Origin of the sequence: Burkholderia sp. HI4860, from assembly GCF_002223045.2 — a bacterium.
In the GTDB taxonomy this organism is placed as follows: Bacteria; Pseudomonadota; Gammaproteobacteria; order Burkholderiales; family Burkholderiaceae; genus Burkholderia.
The window spans coordinates 2,776,984-2,792,744 of sequence record NZ_NKFO02000003.1; the positions used below are offsets into that span (position 1 = coordinate 2,776,984).

General features: G+C 59.6%; 18 protein-coding genes and 1 tRNA gene. 7 read left to right on the forward strand and 12 right to left on the reverse strand.

Translation table 11 applies throughout. The annotated features are described in order from the left end of the window. Window positions 1-89 precede the first annotated feature (89 nt). Complete coding sequence (locus CFB34_RS28200) at window positions 90-830, forward strand: SDR family NAD(P)-dependent oxidoreductase (RefSeq protein ID WP_089440764.1); 741 nt, start codon at window positions 90-92, stop codon at window positions 828-830. 53 nt (window positions 831-883) lie between these two features. On the opposite strand, the gene CFB34_RS28205 is transcribed toward CFB34_RS28200, so the two are convergent. Continuing rightward, complete coding sequence (locus tag CFB34_RS28205) at window positions 884-1,216, reverse strand: hypothetical protein (RefSeq protein WP_089440763.1); 333 nt, start codon at window positions 1,214-1,216, stop codon at window positions 884-886. Window positions 1,217-1,428: 212 nt separating this feature from the next. Further along, window positions 1,429-1,505 (reverse strand) — tRNA-Met (locus tag CFB34_RS28210). 571 nt (window positions 1,506-2,076) lie between these two features. Between CFB34_RS28210 and CFB34_RS28215 the strand changes: the two genes are divergently transcribed. The 4 genes from CFB34_RS28215 to CFB34_RS28230 all read left to right on the forward strand — a co-directional run bounded on the left by CFB34_RS28215 (window position 2,077) and on the right by CFB34_RS28230 (window position 4,203). Further along, a complete protein-coding gene (locus CFB34_RS28215; RefSeq protein ID WP_059668540.1) occupies window positions 2,077-2,280 on the forward strand; it encodes a hypothetical protein in 204 nt (67 codons plus the stop codon). A 268-nt stretch (window positions 2,281-2,548) separates the two neighbouring features. Next, the gene (locus tag CFB34_RS28220) at window positions 2,549-3,037 is read left to right on the forward strand and encodes a hypothetical protein (RefSeq protein WP_089440762.1); all 489 of its coding nucleotides are present in this window, start codon (window positions 2,549-2,551) and stop codon (window positions 3,035-3,037) included. Between the two features lie 12 nt (window positions 3,038-3,049). After that, entirely contained in the window at window positions 3,050-3,628 is a 579-nt protein-coding gene (locus CFB34_RS28225; RefSeq protein WP_143329467.1) for a helix-turn-helix domain-containing protein, read from the forward strand. Between the two features lie 395 nt (window positions 3,629-4,023). Beyond that, on the forward strand, window positions 4,024-4,203 hold the full coding sequence (locus CFB34_RS28230; protein WP_143329466.1) for a hypothetical protein: 180 nt from the start codon (window positions 4,024-4,026) through the stop codon (window positions 4,201-4,203). Between the two features lie 512 nt (window positions 4,204-4,715). Here the strand turns inward: CFB34_RS28230 and CFB34_RS28235 are convergent. Continuing rightward, the gene (locus CFB34_RS28235; protein ID WP_089440759.1) at window positions 4,716-5,207 is read right to left on the reverse strand and encodes a hypothetical protein; all 492 of its coding nucleotides are present in this window, start codon (window positions 5,205-5,207) and stop codon (window positions 4,716-4,718) included. A gap of 54 nt (window positions 5,208-5,261) precedes the next feature. On the opposite strand from CFB34_RS28235, the gene CFB34_RS28240 reads away from it, so the two are divergent. Next, window positions 5,262-5,963 (forward strand): SOS response-associated peptidase family protein, encoded by a 702-nt coding sequence (locus CFB34_RS28240; RefSeq protein WP_089440758.1) that lies wholly within the window; start codon window positions 5,262-5,264, stop codon window positions 5,961-5,963. Further along, window positions 5,947-6,237 (forward strand): hypothetical protein, encoded by a 291-nt coding sequence (locus CFB34_RS28245; RefSeq protein WP_242808708.1) that lies wholly within the window; start codon window positions 5,947-5,949, stop codon window positions 6,235-6,237. Before CFB34_RS28240 ends, CFB34_RS28245 begins: the two co-directional genes overlap by 17 nt. Here the strand turns inward: CFB34_RS28245 and CFB34_RS28250 are convergent, their stop codons facing one another. The 9 genes from CFB34_RS28250 to CFB34_RS28290 form a co-directional block, all read right to left on the reverse strand. After that, a complete protein-coding gene (locus tag CFB34_RS28250; RefSeq protein ID WP_089440756.1) occupies window positions 6,238-6,516 on the reverse strand; it encodes a pyocin activator PrtN family protein in 279 nt (92 codons plus the stop codon). It lies immediately after the preceding gene. 91 nt (window positions 6,517-6,607) lie between these two features. Beyond that, a complete protein-coding gene (locus CFB34_RS28255; protein WP_143329465.1) occupies window positions 6,608-7,129 on the reverse strand; it encodes a hypothetical protein in 522 nt (173 codons plus the stop codon). A gap of 171 nt (window positions 7,130-7,300) precedes the next feature. Further along, window positions 7,301-7,867 carry a hypothetical protein gene (locus CFB34_RS28260; protein ID WP_089440755.1) on the reverse strand — a complete coding sequence of 189 codons (567 nt, stop codon included), beginning with the start codon at window positions 7,865-7,867 and terminating at the stop codon, window positions 7,301-7,303. A 304-nt stretch (window positions 7,868-8,171) separates the two neighbouring features. Beyond that, window positions 8,172-9,923 (reverse strand): phage tail tip lysozyme, encoded by a 1,752-nt coding sequence (locus CFB34_RS28265; protein WP_089440754.1) that lies wholly within the window; start codon window positions 9,921-9,923, stop codon window positions 8,172-8,174. Further along, window positions 9,924-10,823, reverse strand: a complete 900-nt coding sequence (locus tag CFB34_RS28270) for a hypothetical protein (RefSeq protein WP_143329464.1) — start codon at window positions 10,821-10,823, stop codon at window positions 9,924-9,926. 30 nt (window positions 10,824-10,853) lie between these two features. Beyond that, the gene (locus CFB34_RS28275) at window positions 10,854-13,436 is read right to left on the reverse strand and encodes a hypothetical protein (protein ID WP_143329463.1); all 2,583 of its coding nucleotides are present in this window, start codon (window positions 13,434-13,436) and stop codon (window positions 10,854-10,856) included. A 166-nt stretch (window positions 13,437-13,602) separates the two neighbouring features. Then, window positions 13,603-14,556 carry a hypothetical protein gene (locus tag CFB34_RS28280; protein ID WP_089440751.1) on the reverse strand — a complete coding sequence of 318 codons (954 nt, stop codon included), beginning with the start codon at window positions 14,554-14,556 and terminating at the stop codon, window positions 13,603-13,605. 123 nt (window positions 14,557-14,679) lie between these two features. After that, window positions 14,680-15,357: a hypothetical protein gene (locus CFB34_RS28285; RefSeq protein WP_089440750.1), complete on the reverse strand. Its 678-nt coding sequence runs from the start codon at window positions 15,355-15,357 to the stop codon at window positions 14,680-14,682. A gap of 7 nt (window positions 15,358-15,364) precedes the next feature. After that, window positions 15,365-15,736 (reverse strand): single-stranded DNA-binding protein, encoded by a 372-nt coding sequence (locus CFB34_RS28290; RefSeq protein WP_089441314.1) that lies wholly within the window; start codon window positions 15,734-15,736, stop codon window positions 15,365-15,367. Window positions 15,737-15,761: the final 25 nt, after the last annotated feature.

Below are 15,761 nucleotides of genomic sequence, written 5' to 3' on the forward strand. Positions count from 1 at the left end.
TATCGATCGATAAATTAAATCAATTGACTGTGTCGCGCAACTTGTCACATTCTGTGTCGGTCGTTACATAAATGAGGAAAGGAACCGACATGAACCGACTTCAGGGCAAGCGTGCACTCGTCACGGGCGGCAGCCGCGGCATCGGGGCGGCGATCGCGAAGCGGCTGGCGGCCGAGGGCGCGGACGTCGCAATCACCTACGAGAAATCGGCGGAGCGGGCGCAGGCGGTCGTCGCCGGCATCGAGGCGCTGGGCCGCCGCGCCGTTGCGATCCAGGCCGACAGCGCCGATCCGGTGGCCGTGCGCGATGCGGTCGATCGTGCGGCGGAGGCGTTCGGCGGTCTCGACATTCTCGTCAACAACGCGGGGATTTTCCGGGCCGGCGCGCTGGACGACCTCACGCTCGACGATATCGACGCGACGCTGAACGTGAACGTGCGCGCGGTGATCGTCGCGTCGCAGGCGGCGGCGCGGCATCTCGGGGAGGGCGGGCGCATCGTGTCGACCGGCAGCTGCCTAGCCACGCGCGTGCCCGATGCGGGGATGAGCCTCTATGCGGCGAGCAAGGCCGCGCTGATCGGCTGGACGCAGGGGCTCGCGCGCGATCTCGGTTCGCGCGGCATCACCGTCAACATCGTGCATCCGGGGTCGACGGATACCGACATGAACCCGGCCGACGGCGAGCATGCCGCTGCGCAGCGTTCGCGGATGGCGATCCCGCAGTACGGCAAGGCCGACGACGTGGCGGCGCTCGTGGCGTTCGTGGTCGGCCCGGAAGGGCGGTCGATCAATGGGACCGGGTTGACGATCGACGGTGGTGCGAACGCGTGAGTGTGTGAATGCCGACGCCCGGCGTGACTTTTCGACCGGGCGGTGTGTGTTCGTTATCGGCAGCCGAGCCGGTGATGCTCGGTTTCGAGATCGGCGCGCTTGTCGTAAGCGCGCAGCTCGTTGCGTGGCTTGCCGTCCGGGGCCATTCCGCGCACGACCTTCTGGCCGCGGTCGGGGGCGTGCGTAACGGCGTCGATCCCGGCGGCCAGTTCGCGGCAGCGTGCGTTGGGGGACGTGTTTTCCGCGGGCGGGGCTGCGGCGTTCGTGATGTTGGCGATGCCGGGGCTGACATAGCGAGGCTTCGCGGGCGCGGTGAGGGTGTCGGCGGCGTTTGCCGTGCCGGTCATCGCTGAAAGCGCGGCGAGTGCCGCGATCGCTCGAATCATTGCGGGAGTCCGGATGCTGAAGAAGGTTCGGAATTCTACGCAATGTGTGGCGCAGGGCCGCGGCGATCGGGCGGGATGCGATCGTGTGTCGCAGGGGATGCCTGGGGCTGAATGTTTTGCGATTCGTCTGCATCGCAGCCCGTCGGTGCTCACGCAGCAGTGCATGCGGAAAGCAAAAAGCCCGCTTGCTTTCGCAGAGCGGGCTTCGATATTGGTTGCGGGGGTAGGATTTGAACCTACGACCTTCGGGTTATGAGCCCGACGAGCTGCCAGACTGCTCCACCCCGCGGCGCGAAGTGTACTCGGGCTGATGGGGAGAGTCAACGATCTTTGATCGCGAGTCGAACGGAACCCTCGGTTTGCCGAGCGCGACGATTCGATTTGGCGTGTGCGTTGATTGCTTGTGCTTCCCGATCGGCTTCAACGTCAGGCGCTTTTCGTCGACGTCGTTGCGGTGTTGGGTCGTGGGAAAGTGGATGAGGCCATGAAGATGGCTGGTCCCCCGACAGAATTCATGCCTGTATAGCTGGTTTGGGGTCGATGGCTGGCGATTCCAGAAAGACCCCCAAAACAACCCCCGGGTGACTGCGATAGAGGGTGCCATGTCGACGTAAAATCGAATCGAGTGCGAATATCGGTTCGAGCGGGGGCTGGGTGAGCGCCGCCTTCGACGTGATGTAGGTAGGCACGGCTACTTGCGTCGGCCAAGCTCGGTGCCGAAGTTGCTGCTGCGCTGTTTCTTCATGGAGGATGCTGCAATGCAGTCTGTCACTCTCAGCGAACTGGCCGCCGACTGCGCGAAGCTTTTGGAAAAGATCAAGACTTGTACTGAAGTCGAAATGCAGAGTAATGGTTTGCAGATGGTGCAGGCCGCGCCGGCGCCGTATGTCACCGTGCCACTTGCTTCGACGATAACTGGGCTTAGCCAGAAGGCGATTCGGCGCAAGATCGAAGACGGAAAATGGATCGAGGGCCGCGAATATCGCCGCTCGCCGGATGGCGGCATATTCATCTCAATCAAGGGCTATCAACGGTGGGTCGAGGGAGGCGTCGCCTCTTCGTAACTGAAGCATGTGACGCGTACGGCCCAAGTGCCGTTTGCTTTTCGTGGCGCAGAATCCAAAGCAAAAAGCCCGCTTGCTGTCGCACAGCGGGCTTCGATGACGGTCAAAGGGCCGTGGCTGCCCCTACTCGACGTTGCAGGCCTGTTCCGTCTCGGGGCACAGAAGGGTTTTGTCGGCAGAGGTGGCGTCGGCTCGAATGCAAGCATCTTCTGCCGCTTTCGATCCGATATTCTCTAGCGCATCGGGAGCAGACAAGGAGGCTTAGGTTATGGATGTCCGAAATGACCTTGTGGGAGACGGGCTGACGAATGAACTAGCACGCCGGCAAGCGGCCCGATCAGCTCTTGAGCAATGGTGGGAACGCTTGGCGCAGCTTTCCTCTGCATGGGATCTTGAGACGGTCAAACACCTTGTCGTGTTGAATGCTGCCGGCCTAGCAGGTGCTGCGACTTTGTTGGCAGGAGGGCGGCTCCAACAGCCGAAATGGATTGGCGCGGCGACGTTGCTCGGGTATGGGCTCGGCGTTGCCTTGGCTATTCTTAATATGTACCTCGTCCGGGTGAGCCTTGATAGAAGGCTCAATGAAGTCAAATCGAGGATGAGCGAGGTGTACGACTTGTCAAAGCGTATTGATCACGCGTTTGATCCTCTTATCGCCGGAAGAAAAATCAATATCGCGGGACAAGCATGTGGTTGGGTCAGCGCAATGCTCGCGGTTGCGAGTACGTTGACGATCGGCATTAGCCTCGTCAACTGATCGACCTATCTGATGAGTGATACGAGCAAGTTTGATAATTTGGTGCGCCGGCTGCGCGCACGTGTGGAGCGTAGTGCGAGTCGCGAGCAGTCACTCGACTGGAAGGCCGCGGACGCGATCGACCGTCTGCAGGCTGAATGCGCGAGGCTGGCGGCCGAAGCGCGATCATTGCAGAGCAAGTCGGCGGAAGCGGAACGACATGCCGCCACTGCACCCGCGCAACCTCCGGCGGATGTCGGAGTGCCGGAACCGCATGCAGCGTCGACGGCGCCTGCTCTTGGCTTGCAAGAAGCAGCGGACTTGCTCAACGTCTCTTACTCAACCGTTTTCGCGAATAGGCGAGCCCTGGGCTTTTTCCAGGTTGGGCGCCAGTGGCGTATATGGCCGGAAACGCTTCGGGAGGAACTGGAGCGGCGAACGAAGAAACCGAGCTCCAAAGAACCTGGTATCGATCCGCGCCTGCCGGCTGATCGGATCCCGCCCGTCCGGCCGCATATCGTATCGCTGTCCGCGCGCCAGGCACGGAAGGAGTTGGATGCTCTGCTGAAGCCTGCAACGCAACGGCGGCGCCGGCAAAACGAGTCGAAATGAGGTCGCTTCCGTCTCACTGCCCAAGGACCGCGCCAGAAGAGGGGGCATGGATCAAGCGCATGTTCGCGCGCAGCGAGCGTGACGGCGGTCGGGCCGTGTACAACCACGCCGAGTACCTGCACGAGCGCCGGAAGATGATGCGGTGTCAGCTACGTGGATTGACGGAGGGAACTAAATGGGGGCAGTGTGCAGTGCACAAACCCGATGCGACCATCCGACCTTTCGGTCTACAATGTCATCAAAGCGTTAGTAACGGTATTCCCTGAGTGCGGGCCGCGGTCGAGCGGCGCATCATGCGAAGAGTGGTGCATCGCCCAGATTTTCACTTATCAGAATCTTGCAATACGCCGTTGTCATCGGGAACAGAGTCGCAGGGTTTGCAAATGGAGGCTTCCATGAACAAGCATAAAAATGACGAGCATCTGCGCGACGACGAAACCCCCCCCGTCGAGGAACGAGCAGTAGTCATCAACGTTGCTAGGACGATTGAGGCGCTGCGTGGCCCATTCGTGGTAGTTCCGGCGGGTCTGACGCGCGAAGAGAAGCGCAGGTTTATTTTGAGCCACGCAAAATAAGATCAATATATGGCGTATATTTGGGGTTTTAACGCACAGTTTGCTATTGAGTTCGCAAGATTTAAGCAGGATCAACAAGACGCGGTTATCGATTTCACCGATACATTCGAGAAGCACGGCCTTTCCGATTTCTCCAAGTATCCTGGAAAGATCACCTACTCGTGGAAAGGTGTGCCACCTGGGTCGTCCGAGTTTATCTACGCAAAGGCGAACGACTTGTGGCATTACCACGTTGGTCTTCCGACCTATACGCAGTGGGCGAAGTTTGCGACTTCGGACTGGGTGCTCCATTTCCAGTGGCCTGGTCAAGGGGACCATATCAACCTAGTGGATCTCTGTTACCACTACACGTCGAATGGCCAGTTCTATATGCCATCTGCGAAATATTTGGTGCCGAAATCGGATGAGTAGGCGCGGCCGCCCAAGCGGCTCTGCTGAGACCAAAGCCCCGCCCTGAGCGGGGCTTTTCATTCCCGGGGTTGTTACTTGCCCGGAAAGATGGCGACTGTGGTTCACCGAATCCCCGCCCGCCGCATCTCCTCGCGCAGCAAATGCATCAATCGATGCAGTTGTCCCTGAGCGCCGGCTAGATCTCCCTTGTTCGCGACGTTCTTGTCCGTGTACGTGTACCAATCCTCGATGCGCTCGAGCGACTTGCGTAGTGCGCGGATCTCGAGGATGAGCCAGCGCACCTGAAGGTCAGTGTACTCGCGCCACAGGGTGCGAAGCTCAGTGTCGCTCGGTGCATCGAACTCCGGGGTCAGCGCCTTCATCTTGAACCGCGGATCCGTGAGCGGGACACGGTTGCGATCGATCCTGGTTGCCTCGATAGGCCGGCAAGGGCCGAGGTACGTCGATCTCTCGTCCTGGTCGATCCAAAACTCAAATTCACGCTTCGTGAGCTCGATCGGTGTCCTCAGACGATTCTTGTCGCCCTGGAACCCGTACTCCCAAATGTAAGCCCACTGCGGCCTGATCACGATGTCACCACTGTATAAAAACACAGTATATTTCGGGATAAGCTACACGAGTCAAGATCATAAAAATGGGGACGGCCGATGTGTACAAACTACCGAGCGCCGCATGAGGACTATGAGATCCGAGAGCTGAGGATCGAGCCCTTCAGCGATCTGTACCGAGACTTCCCCTGGAAGCCGGAGATCTACCAGGACTACCTCGCACCGATCGTCGCGAATGTCGACGGGCAACCCAAGCCGCTGATTGCCGGCTTCGGCTTCTGGCCGCGGGCACTGCAGAAGGCCAATATCGAGAAAGCGAAAGAGCAGGGCCGTAAGCCGCCGATCATGCGCAGCACGATGAACGTGCGCGACGACAACCTCGGGAAGTCGCCTCTATACGGTCCGGCTTGGCGTGCGGGGCGCCGCTGCCTGATCCCAGCCGACTGGATCTATGAGCCGTGCTACGAAACCGGTAAGAACGTGTGGCACCGGATCGGGCTGGTCGACTGGCGAACGATGTGCGTCGCAGGCATCTGGCGGCCGCTCCAGGGCGCCGACGGCGCCGAGCATCACACAATGTCGATGATCACGGTGAACGGCGAGGGGCACCCTATCTTCTCGCGAATGCACAAGCCGGATGACGAGAAGAGGGCTGTCGTGATCCTACGGCCGGACGACTACGAAGAATGGGTGACGACGTCTAACGTAGAGGCGGCGCGGGCGATGCTGCAGTTGTATCCAGCTGAGGATATGCTTGCTGAACCCAAACCGACGGGAGACGAAGATGGCACTCACCAATGATCAGCTGGCTGAACTCTTGGTAGGTATCGCGCGATCACAAAAGGCAATCACCGATGCAGTCAAGCTTCATCTGGGTCAAGCCGATGGCCTGAAATTCCAAGCAGGTGCTTTAATCCCGACTCTGCAAGGCGCAGCCGCCATTGCGAATCGCGGGCAGCCGACGTTTCACGATCTTCCGTCGCGAATATTGCTGCAAGTCCAAGGAGCTCCTAGACCTGGCGCGCAGCGTCTCGAGGACTGGGTGACGCAGGAGTTGAACCGTTTGGCGCCGTAGCTATTCGGTTATCCACTTCCTTCCATGAAATGACTCGTACTCCTTGACAGCTGCGGCGCGCTGCTTGTCGATGTAGATTGCTAGGTCCATGATGTGGACGCCTTTAGCGGCCTTCTGTGACGCTTCCATGCGTACAAGCGGGATGGCGATGTGTCCTGCGGTGATCTTGCGCATCAGATTCGGAAGCGTCAGGGGCGCGAAGTAATCGCGGCACACATCCTCGATCGGGATGACTGCGCGTGCTCCGTACTGTGCCATCAGCAGAAAGACAGTGTTCATGGACAATACCCATCGGTCGAAATGTCCAATACGGAATGGACAAAGCCGTCGGAGTGAAATGTCTTTCGCGCGAGCATCACGAACCTGCGGACTATTGCTGTGTAGATTTTTGTTGCGCGGTCGTATCGGCCGGCGCGATGGCATCCTCGAGCATCAGTGCGATGTATCCTGCCCGTGTCATTGCTGATGCTGACTGAGCAAACATCCAGCCTCCGGCAATCGCAATTACCGGAATTGCATACTTCAGGTCCATATGAAAGTAAGCATACGGATAGGGTGCGGATGGAAGCGAAGCCAGTTTGTACAAGATTCTGACCGATAGCATTATCACGGCAGTAAACGCCATGCCGATGAGGAAAAAACTTGCTCGATGTCGAAGTCTGCATTCGCGTTGGAAATAGATTTCGCGAAGCTCTGAACTCGTGCGTAGTTTTGCGACCTGCCTTTCGTGATCCGCCTTTGCCAGTGCAGTCCTGCTTGACCATGCAGCGTAACCGCGTAATGTCAGTTTCGTAATTCCCGTTCGCACATAGTCGGCGACGACTTTTATTGCGACTGCGCCAATTACTGCTGTCATCCACCAAGTTGGCGATGCAAGGTCATCAAGCGTCATAATTTGGTCCCCGGCATACGTATACGAAAGTCCGCGCTGCGGCGGCTTAGTTTGATCCCGGTGCCATTTTATTAGATGCCGGATAGGCTCGCTAGCCTTAACAGAAAGCCCCAATCGCACACGGATAGCGGGATCGTGGCTTAGGCGCCGTGTGCCGCTCTGTGGCCATTTTCACCCGGCGTCGCTGAATTGCACCTCCGGCTCGCCGAGCTGGGCAATCTGCTTGTGGACATGGGCGACCAGTACCGCGGTGATCTTCTCGGCTTCGACGCCGAGCTCGGACGCGATTAGCGGGCCAACCTTGGCCGGCCAGTTGAGCCACGCATCGCGTTGAGCCCGGAACTCCTCGAAGAGGACCGTGCTCGCGGTATCGAGCTCCACCAGGGCGCCGGACTTCTTCTCGAAGTCGAGGCGGTGCAGTAGGGCGAGATAGACCTCCTTGATACGCCTGGCTTCGTCGAAACTCGTTCCGTCGACGTCGATCTCGCCGATGAGACGTTCAGCGGCCTGATCGAGCGATTCGCCGGGCCGGATCTCGATATTGACGACTGCCTCCTTGCCCGCGTCGAGCTGAACGGGTGAGCCGCCGCGCCGAACCCGGCCGAGCCGAGCCAGGGACGCATCGACATCGACGCGCGCGCCTTGCATCACGAGCTTGCCCTCGCGCTTCCAATTGAGCACTGCCTGTCGTGACACGCCGCACAGGTCCGCAAATTCCGACTGCTTCATAAGTGCCATGTTGATTTCCTCTGGCAAGGTGCGGCCGGCGCGGCCGCGAAATTGGGTGTTCGAGCGCGTTCGCTCGTCAATTTGTCAACCATCTGTCAAGCAACTTGACAGAATTTCGCTTGGCGACGCACGTTGAAAAATCTTTTCGTTTCATGGGTTTAAGCCTGTTTTGTCAAGCAATAGAATTTCTCTATCGATGATTCTGTCAAGCAAATCCGGAAGTTTGTAGCTGGTCGAAATCCGGGAGTCATTCGTCCCGCCCGTCCGCGGTTTCGTTTCCAGGACCCGGCCTCAGGCCGGCCTTCGTTGGGCATCACGGGCCCATGAGCAACGAGTGACCGATTTGACCGGTTGCCATGACCTCGCCGTTCGAGTGCACGCTCGCGCGCGTGCCGTGCGGCGCACCTGGCATATGGATCGTGACCTCGAGTTTCTGCGTCGTATAGCTCGACCGTACCGCCGAATCAATCTCAGCTGCTATCTGCCCGCGTCGGTACTCTTCCCGCGGATCCTTCGGACGCTCATACAGTCGCGACACAACCCCACCAGAACCCACTGGTGAGTCTTGTGCCATAAGTTGGATGCCGGCCTGCTGCGCCCCCTTATCCGGACCGTAGCGGAGTTCGTGGTCGACATAGTCAAGTTGTTGCTCGAGCGTCGATTTGCGAATGTCGATGCCGAAGAGTTTCTTGAACGCAGCTTGGCGATCTTCGTGCCACTGTGCGATTCCGTACGCGTGCCCGTTGTCACCGACGGCACGCGGGTTATATCCACTTTCCGGCCATAGGCTCGCGGCAATGCCGGCCGATTGCGCTCGAGTCCATCCCTTCATCATGAAGTACTTGACGACATTGGGTGTCATGGGGTCTTTCGCGGCGCCGTTTCGGCGTTTTGACCCAATCGGATCACCGTCCCATACGTCTCCGGGCTGAGTCAGGCGCGTATCTCCTTCGCCCTGGTTTAGCCCCTGGCTGTATACCAGACCGAGAGCTCCGGCGACGATCGGATTAGCCGCCAGCGGCATCAGCATCGTGGAGAGCGTTGTTGCCTTCCCAATTAGGGATGCAAGTCCAGCGATCGGGCCGGCAAATGTGACCGCAGCGATCCCAAGCGCGATGCCCTTGACGCCCCCGAGGGCCTCGCCTACACCAGCGATCGATTTCGCGGTCTTGTCCCAGTCGACGTTGTCGATCCAATGCGCGATCTTCGGACCGTAATCGTCAGCAAGACGCGCGAACTCGTCGACAGCTCGGCCGAGAGCCGGCGCAAGCGCCGAGCCGACCGAATTTTTCAATTTATCGACCGACGCATCGAGCGCGATCATGGACTGGTTGAATTTCTCGCCCTGCGCGATCTGCTCCGGCGACATCGTCGCGTGAAGCGCATCGAATTTCGAGACGAACTGGTCGATCGTGCCGCGGCGAATCATCGCTTGGATACCGCCCAGGCCGAAAATATCGAGGAATTTCCGCTGTGCCTGCGTGTTCGTGATCTTCGATGCCGCCGCCGCGACATCATGGAGGCCACGCACGACGTCGATCGTGCCATCCTTCAGGCGATGAATGCCGATCCCCTTGTCGGAGAGGACGCCGGCAACGAAGTTGTTCCGACCCGCCGATGCATCCTCGAACGCGTCACCGAGCGACTGCATGCTGCTTGTCATCGCGTCCGCAGACAGGCCCGCGACGCGAGCCGCGCCGCGATAGCGCTGCAGGTCGGTCGTCGTGACACCGATCACGCTCGACGTGTTGGCGATCTCCGCAGCGGCACGGCCCCAGCTGGTCGCAAACGCAGCGATGCCGGCCACGCTGCCAACGCCAACGATCGCCGCAAGCGGAGGCGCAATCGACGCGACGCTGCGCGCGACGGTCTGCGCCGACTTGCCGACCGATTCGAATTTCTTGCCGAGCTGATCGAGGCCAGTTTCCTTGTTGAAGCCCGCTACCGACGACTTAACGTCTGCGATCGGCTTCGTGATCTTCGCGATCGATTCATTGACGCGCTTGGCGACCGCCGTCGCCTTGTCCACTGCATTGATGGTTATGCTGAAAGAGGGGGATGCCATTTAGACGCTCCCGTATTCTTCGACGATCACAATGGCGTCGCCGCCCTTGCCGCCAGTCAACGCAGCGGCGTTCGGACCTTGCGACGTGCCGCCGCCGCCGCCGCCGTATCCAGCTGCAGGTGCACCGTTCGAACCTACACTCACGGCCGGTGCACCCGCGCCGACTTCAGCGTTTGCTCCCTGGCCAGCGGCCAAACAAGTCGTCGCCACGGCGAAGGCGTATCCGCCAGCGGCACCCGGCACACCGACTACATTCGCGCCTGACGGCGCCCCCGTCACCGTCACGGAGGCGGGAGGGAAGGGCGGAACAGCCGGGCCAGCGCTCTGACCCCCGTTCCCGCCGGGGGCAGTCACAAGCGCACCAAACGATGCCGAGGCGCCGTTCGCGCCCGTGATGCCAGACAGTCCATTCGGGCCCACCGGTGCGGTAACGGTGGCGGAGGCAGGTACCGATGCGCCCGTGATCCATGCTTCGGCATATGCCCCGGCACTCCCACCCGAGCCGATCGACACCTGCCCCGGACCAGTGGCAGGTGACCCGCCGCCGGCAGCGCCGCAAGCCTGTACGCGAACCCGGAGAGCCGTCGTGCCCGCCCCCTTGTTCCAGGTGAAAGTCCCTCCCGTATAGGGAGTGATCCGGAGCAGTCTCCCTGGCGTGCCCTGTTGGAACAACACCTGGATCGCTGCCAAAACCTGACTGTTGACAGTCTTGTTCGGAGTGATGCCGGCTGCTGCGACGATATTGAGCAACTCCATCATCACCGAATTCATGAAGTCTGCTCGGAGGATGGTCGCAGGCACGCCGCCCGCGGGGCTGCCGTCGGTGAAAAATCCTGCCGTTCCGGGTGCGGCCGGTGGCGGCATCGACGCTGACGCCGTCGGATCATCGTATTGGAACATTCGAATTTCCTAGTTGTAGATCACGAAATTTCACTGAACCAGCACGGCGCGAATGTAACCATTGCACGCCATAGAACTCGTCGAAAATGTCGAATTTCCGACCAGGTACACGGGCGTCGAAGTCGCGAAGGTTTCGCGCACGACCGGCGTCGACAGTGACATCGACCCAACGGTGTTGCCCGTTGCACTGATACCGCCAACATCAGCTCGATTCGGCTGTGGTGCCACCGTTGCGGATGTCAGGCTGATGCTCGAATGCATGTAGTTGACGACCGTCGTCGACGCCGGCGAAAACTGCACACTACCGCTCACATCCCACGTGCCGGCCGGCAGCGTGATCGACGTGCAGTTGGTGGGGGTGTTGCTGGTCATCGACGTGCCTGACGTCGTGTTGCTATTCAGCTGGCCAACTGTAGGAAGCGAAATTCCACCAGTGCCAACCGCTGTGTTGTTGATCTGCCGAACGCTCGTCGACGTTCCCTGCGTGATCGCGTAGTTGTAGGTGGCGTTGTATTGGAATGTACTGTTCGACAGGCCGTTAGTAAGCGTCAGCGACGGCGACGCACCCAACCAGTTGCCATTGAAGTCGATCGATGAATTTCCGGAGTTGAAACACAGGTTGCAGGCGGTTTGGTTCTCGATGTAGTTCCCCGAGACGACTGCTCCGAACACGTTCGAAAAAAGAATGCCGGAGTAGTTCGCCTCCATGTCGTTTCCGGTAATGGAGATCGCATTGAGGCTCGAAGGCGTGTTCAGGTTGATGGCCGGAGCCGAGTTGACGAGACCGTTCGTAAAGAAGCCGTTCTGGCTGATGGTCGCGCTGTTGCAGCTCGTATCGATCGAACAATCGATCGCGGATCCGACGGTACGGAAGAACGTGTTGTGATCGATGACAGGAGCATAGGTGGACGTGAAATTCACCCCCACTTGGTACCCGTAAATGATGTTGTTCAGAAAATACGGGCGTTCTTCATTGACGAATGAGACAGCGGTCTGGCCAGCACCCGTCACGTACGGGTTGTAGAAGTAGATTCCTTCGACCCGAACAGTAGGATTGACGTTGCCGTTCGGCGAGCTCGGGTTGAACACGAACGTGGAAACGGGGGTTGCCGAATCATTGAAGATCTTCGTGCACTGCCCGTCGCCCTTGATCCAGTAGTTGTTTGTCGAAGACTCCACCAACGAAGCGGTGATGCGATACGTTCCGCACGGGATATGCAGGATGCCGTTTGCCGACGCGTTCAGCGCGTTCTGCAGCGCCGTCGTGTCATCGTTGCCATTGCCGTGCGAGCCGTTCGAATTCCCCAATGCGCCATATGCCTTGGCATTGGTCATCGAATCGATCAGGCCACGCGTGTTGGCGCTAGTGATGTAGTTGTCGAAACCGGACCCGCTGACCGTTCCCGTAACCGACAGGCCGTCAACGAGCGTCGCAAGCCCGGTCGATGTGGAAATCGAAAATGGAGTATCGGCATAGGATCCGGAAACGTACCGGTCGACGTAAAGGCCGCCGGCAGAATTCGCATGAACCGACCACGCAGTCGAACCCGATTTACCGAAATTCAGATACGCAGCGCTTGATCCCGCCGAATCGTTGATGGTGAGCGTCGGGCTCGGATAGCTGACCGAAAACGCGCCAGAAGCAGCAAGCGTCGTGAATGCACCGGTGCTCGGCGTAACAGCGCCGATGGGCGAAGCATCGAGCCCGGGAGAAATGGCGACGCTTCCTGCGCTTGCTCCGATCGTCGGATTTCCGCCGTTCGACCCCGTGAATGTCAGGTAGCGATTGGCCGACGGTGTGTTCGTTACCGCAGCCTGCGTTACACCTGACGTGGTCAAAACGATCGCACCCGCGCTCTTCGCACCGAGAACGAGGTTGACGTTCGAATCCGAGCCCTGTGCCGAAATTGCAGGCGCCCCACCGGTTGCGGCGCCTTGAAGTTGGAGGTAGTTGACGGCGGATCCAACATTGGCAACGACTGCCTGGGTTCCACCACCAGCCCCGATGACGACCGAACCCGAATTCTTCCCTTGCAGGTTCAAATTGACATTAGTGTCGCTGCCTTGGGCCGATAGGATCGGCCCATTGCCAGTTATTGCGCCAGAAACTTGCACCCAGTTGACTGCACTGGCGGCCGTAACTGCACGCAACGCTTCAGCGCCGGCCGAGCCGCCCAGGCTGACCTGGCCGGTGAATACACCAGAGGCAGCCGCCAGCGACGTAAATGCACCCGCTGCCGGCGTGCTTTGACCGATCGGAGCGCCGTTGATGGAGCCGCCGGTGATAGTGGCGCCCGAGCTGGAAAGCGAGTTTAGCGTAGCCGCGCCCGTCGCAGAGAGGGACGTAAATTTCCCGGAATTCGGCGTTGTCGCGCCGATTGGCGCACCGTCGATCGAACCGCCGATGATTGCCGGTTTTGAAATCGAATTATTGAGATCGACGGCCCGGAGAACCTGACCGGGAGCGAATTGCGCAAACGCCGGGGAGGCGACGAAAGCGAGGACAGTCAGCGTGACGCCGATCGCTCGGGAGAGCAAGTTCCGCGGCCACTGATCGTCCTGCTGGACGATCTGGTCATGCGGCGTGACACGGCCGCCCATATTCATTTTCATCAATTTTCTCCAGTGCACGCCAAAGCGCGTAGTAGTCCTATTCGAGTTACTGCCGCCTGCCGCGTTAGAACCCAGCCCGGAGAGGCTGGGAGAGGTCCCGCTTCCAAAAGCATCAGCAGTTGCCGGTGTTACAGCCCACCGCCGGCTGGGGCCCAGAGTTCATCCCTCACTGCTCGGCGGACTGCTGCGCGTCGGTGATCGCGGCGGTCATGTTCATTTCTTGAGCGTGCCTCCATGTCCGGAAGCCGCTGGAATCGCCCTTGATTTCGTACGGCTCGGCGAGGGCCTCTTCGATCGTTTTCATCTGCACCGGCGGTTCTTCGGGTTCTTCGGGGCGATCGATGCGGCCGCCGGGGCCGTCCCACGCACCCTTGCGGACATATGGAGCGGGGCGCTTGGCAAGCGGCACATACGGGCGGTGCTTCCGCGCGAGCGCCAACACGTCCGTGATCGGTCGCATCGCTTCGGAAATCAGCGTCTCCGCTTTTGCGGTGTCGTCGTTCCTGAGCTCTAGCAAGTTGGTGGAATTTTCGTAGGTGCCGGAACGTGTAGTGACACGCATGCAATGATCGAGATCGGGAATGAGTGCGCTCTGCAGGAAATCCGACGTGCGGTCATCTCGCACGAGACCATTCAGTGCTCGAACCTTCGCGTAAATCAGTTGCAGTTCGTGGACCTTGTCGCGCAGCTCTTCGGCGATGTCGGACCGCAGAGACTGCGACGCGATACTGGCCTCGACGCGGACGAAGCCAATGGCAATTTCGATTTTTTCGTCGAGGCCCGGCGCCAGTGCTTCGAGCGTTTCGATACGCGCCTTCGCTCGACGTACAGCGAAATCTTTCTCCGCGATGTTGCCGTCCAGCACCTTGATCTGCTTCTGCTTGGCGGGAAGCTGCGCTTCGTCAATGAGCACCACTTCGGCATCAAGAGCCGCCATTTGTTGGCGAAGGTTCGAGAGCTCGTCCTCGAGGAATTTGATTTCCGACGGGGCAGCATTGACCGCGTCGTCGAGTTTCTTACGTTGGTCGAGCAACTCGCGCAGATTGCTGATCGTCTCAGCGTCGATGCTCAGATTGGGCTTCGTCTGGGCGGCGATACCGGACTGGTGGGGGCGTGGCATAGAGTCCTCTCGGTCTGGGCGCCCGCGTGAGGCGGTCGCAAGATGTTGAGGACACTCTAGTTACGGTAGTCGGTCAGAGCGACCGTACGGTGACCGTAGTGTCACCGTAGTGAGGCCATATGATTAATCGTTGTCTCTCGGATACCAGGCAGCCGAAGTCGTTTTCTTGGGAAGACCTAGGTCGCCAATAAGGTCGACTGAGCGGGGGTAGTGCTTTTGCAGTGCGGCTCGGGCATCTCCCGGGGATAGCTCTTTCGCATCAACCAGATAGAGCACCACGCCGACGACATTCCAGCGCGCCACCCGCTTGGCTTTTTCCATTTTTCGATATTTTTTCAGAGCGGGATAGTCTTCTGCGTCGCTCAATCTCTTCTGCAGCCAATCCAGGCCGTTGGTGCGACTAATGAAAGGTCCTAGAGCGCTTGCAAGTTCGACACTCTTAGGCCATTCGTCTGCCTGCTCCGCTGGCGTCGCGGATTGCCAAGCGTGCGCGGTATCGTCGCGCGGCCCTGTCGGCAACTGAATGCCAACTCCGGCGCGGTCGAGCCATGCGTTGAGATCAGCAACGCTGATGACGCACCAGTGCGAGGTCATGAAGGCGGCGATTCCCTCTTGCCTGATAGGCAGCCTGCCATCCGGCTCGCGATAGACGATCTCGTTTTCGCAGACTGCGTTCTGAAGTGCGGCGAGGTAGCGCTGCTGGACATCGCCACGCGGATCGTTGCTGTCGTCGTCAGCATCGGCAGGATAGAGCGCCGCCGCGATCTCCGTGGCGGCCTCCGTGAGCGTGTAGAAATTCATTTTTCCCTCAAAGGTCCTCTTCCGTGCCGGCCGCCGTGTGCCCATCTGACGTGGGCGAATGAATGGACTTCCGCTTGCGCTGCACGTGGTACGCCGTCAAAAGCCCGTGAGCGACCATGTCGAGTGCCGGCTTCACGAGGCCATTCTTGTCAGTCCAAACCTTCGGCGTGAGCGCGCCGGAGAGCGACACGCTGTCCGCGTCTCCGAGAGCAAGCAGTGCGGTCTGCACGTCGTCGTTGAACGCGATTACATTCACGACTATTGGCTTGCCGTCGCCAGCGGTCGCACGCACCTTGCACGTCACGAATCGCTTTCCGTTCTGTCCTGTCCCGATCTGGGCTTCACCGTAGAGGCGCCCGCTTACCAATCCATCGATCATCATTTACCCCTCTGGTCGTATTTCG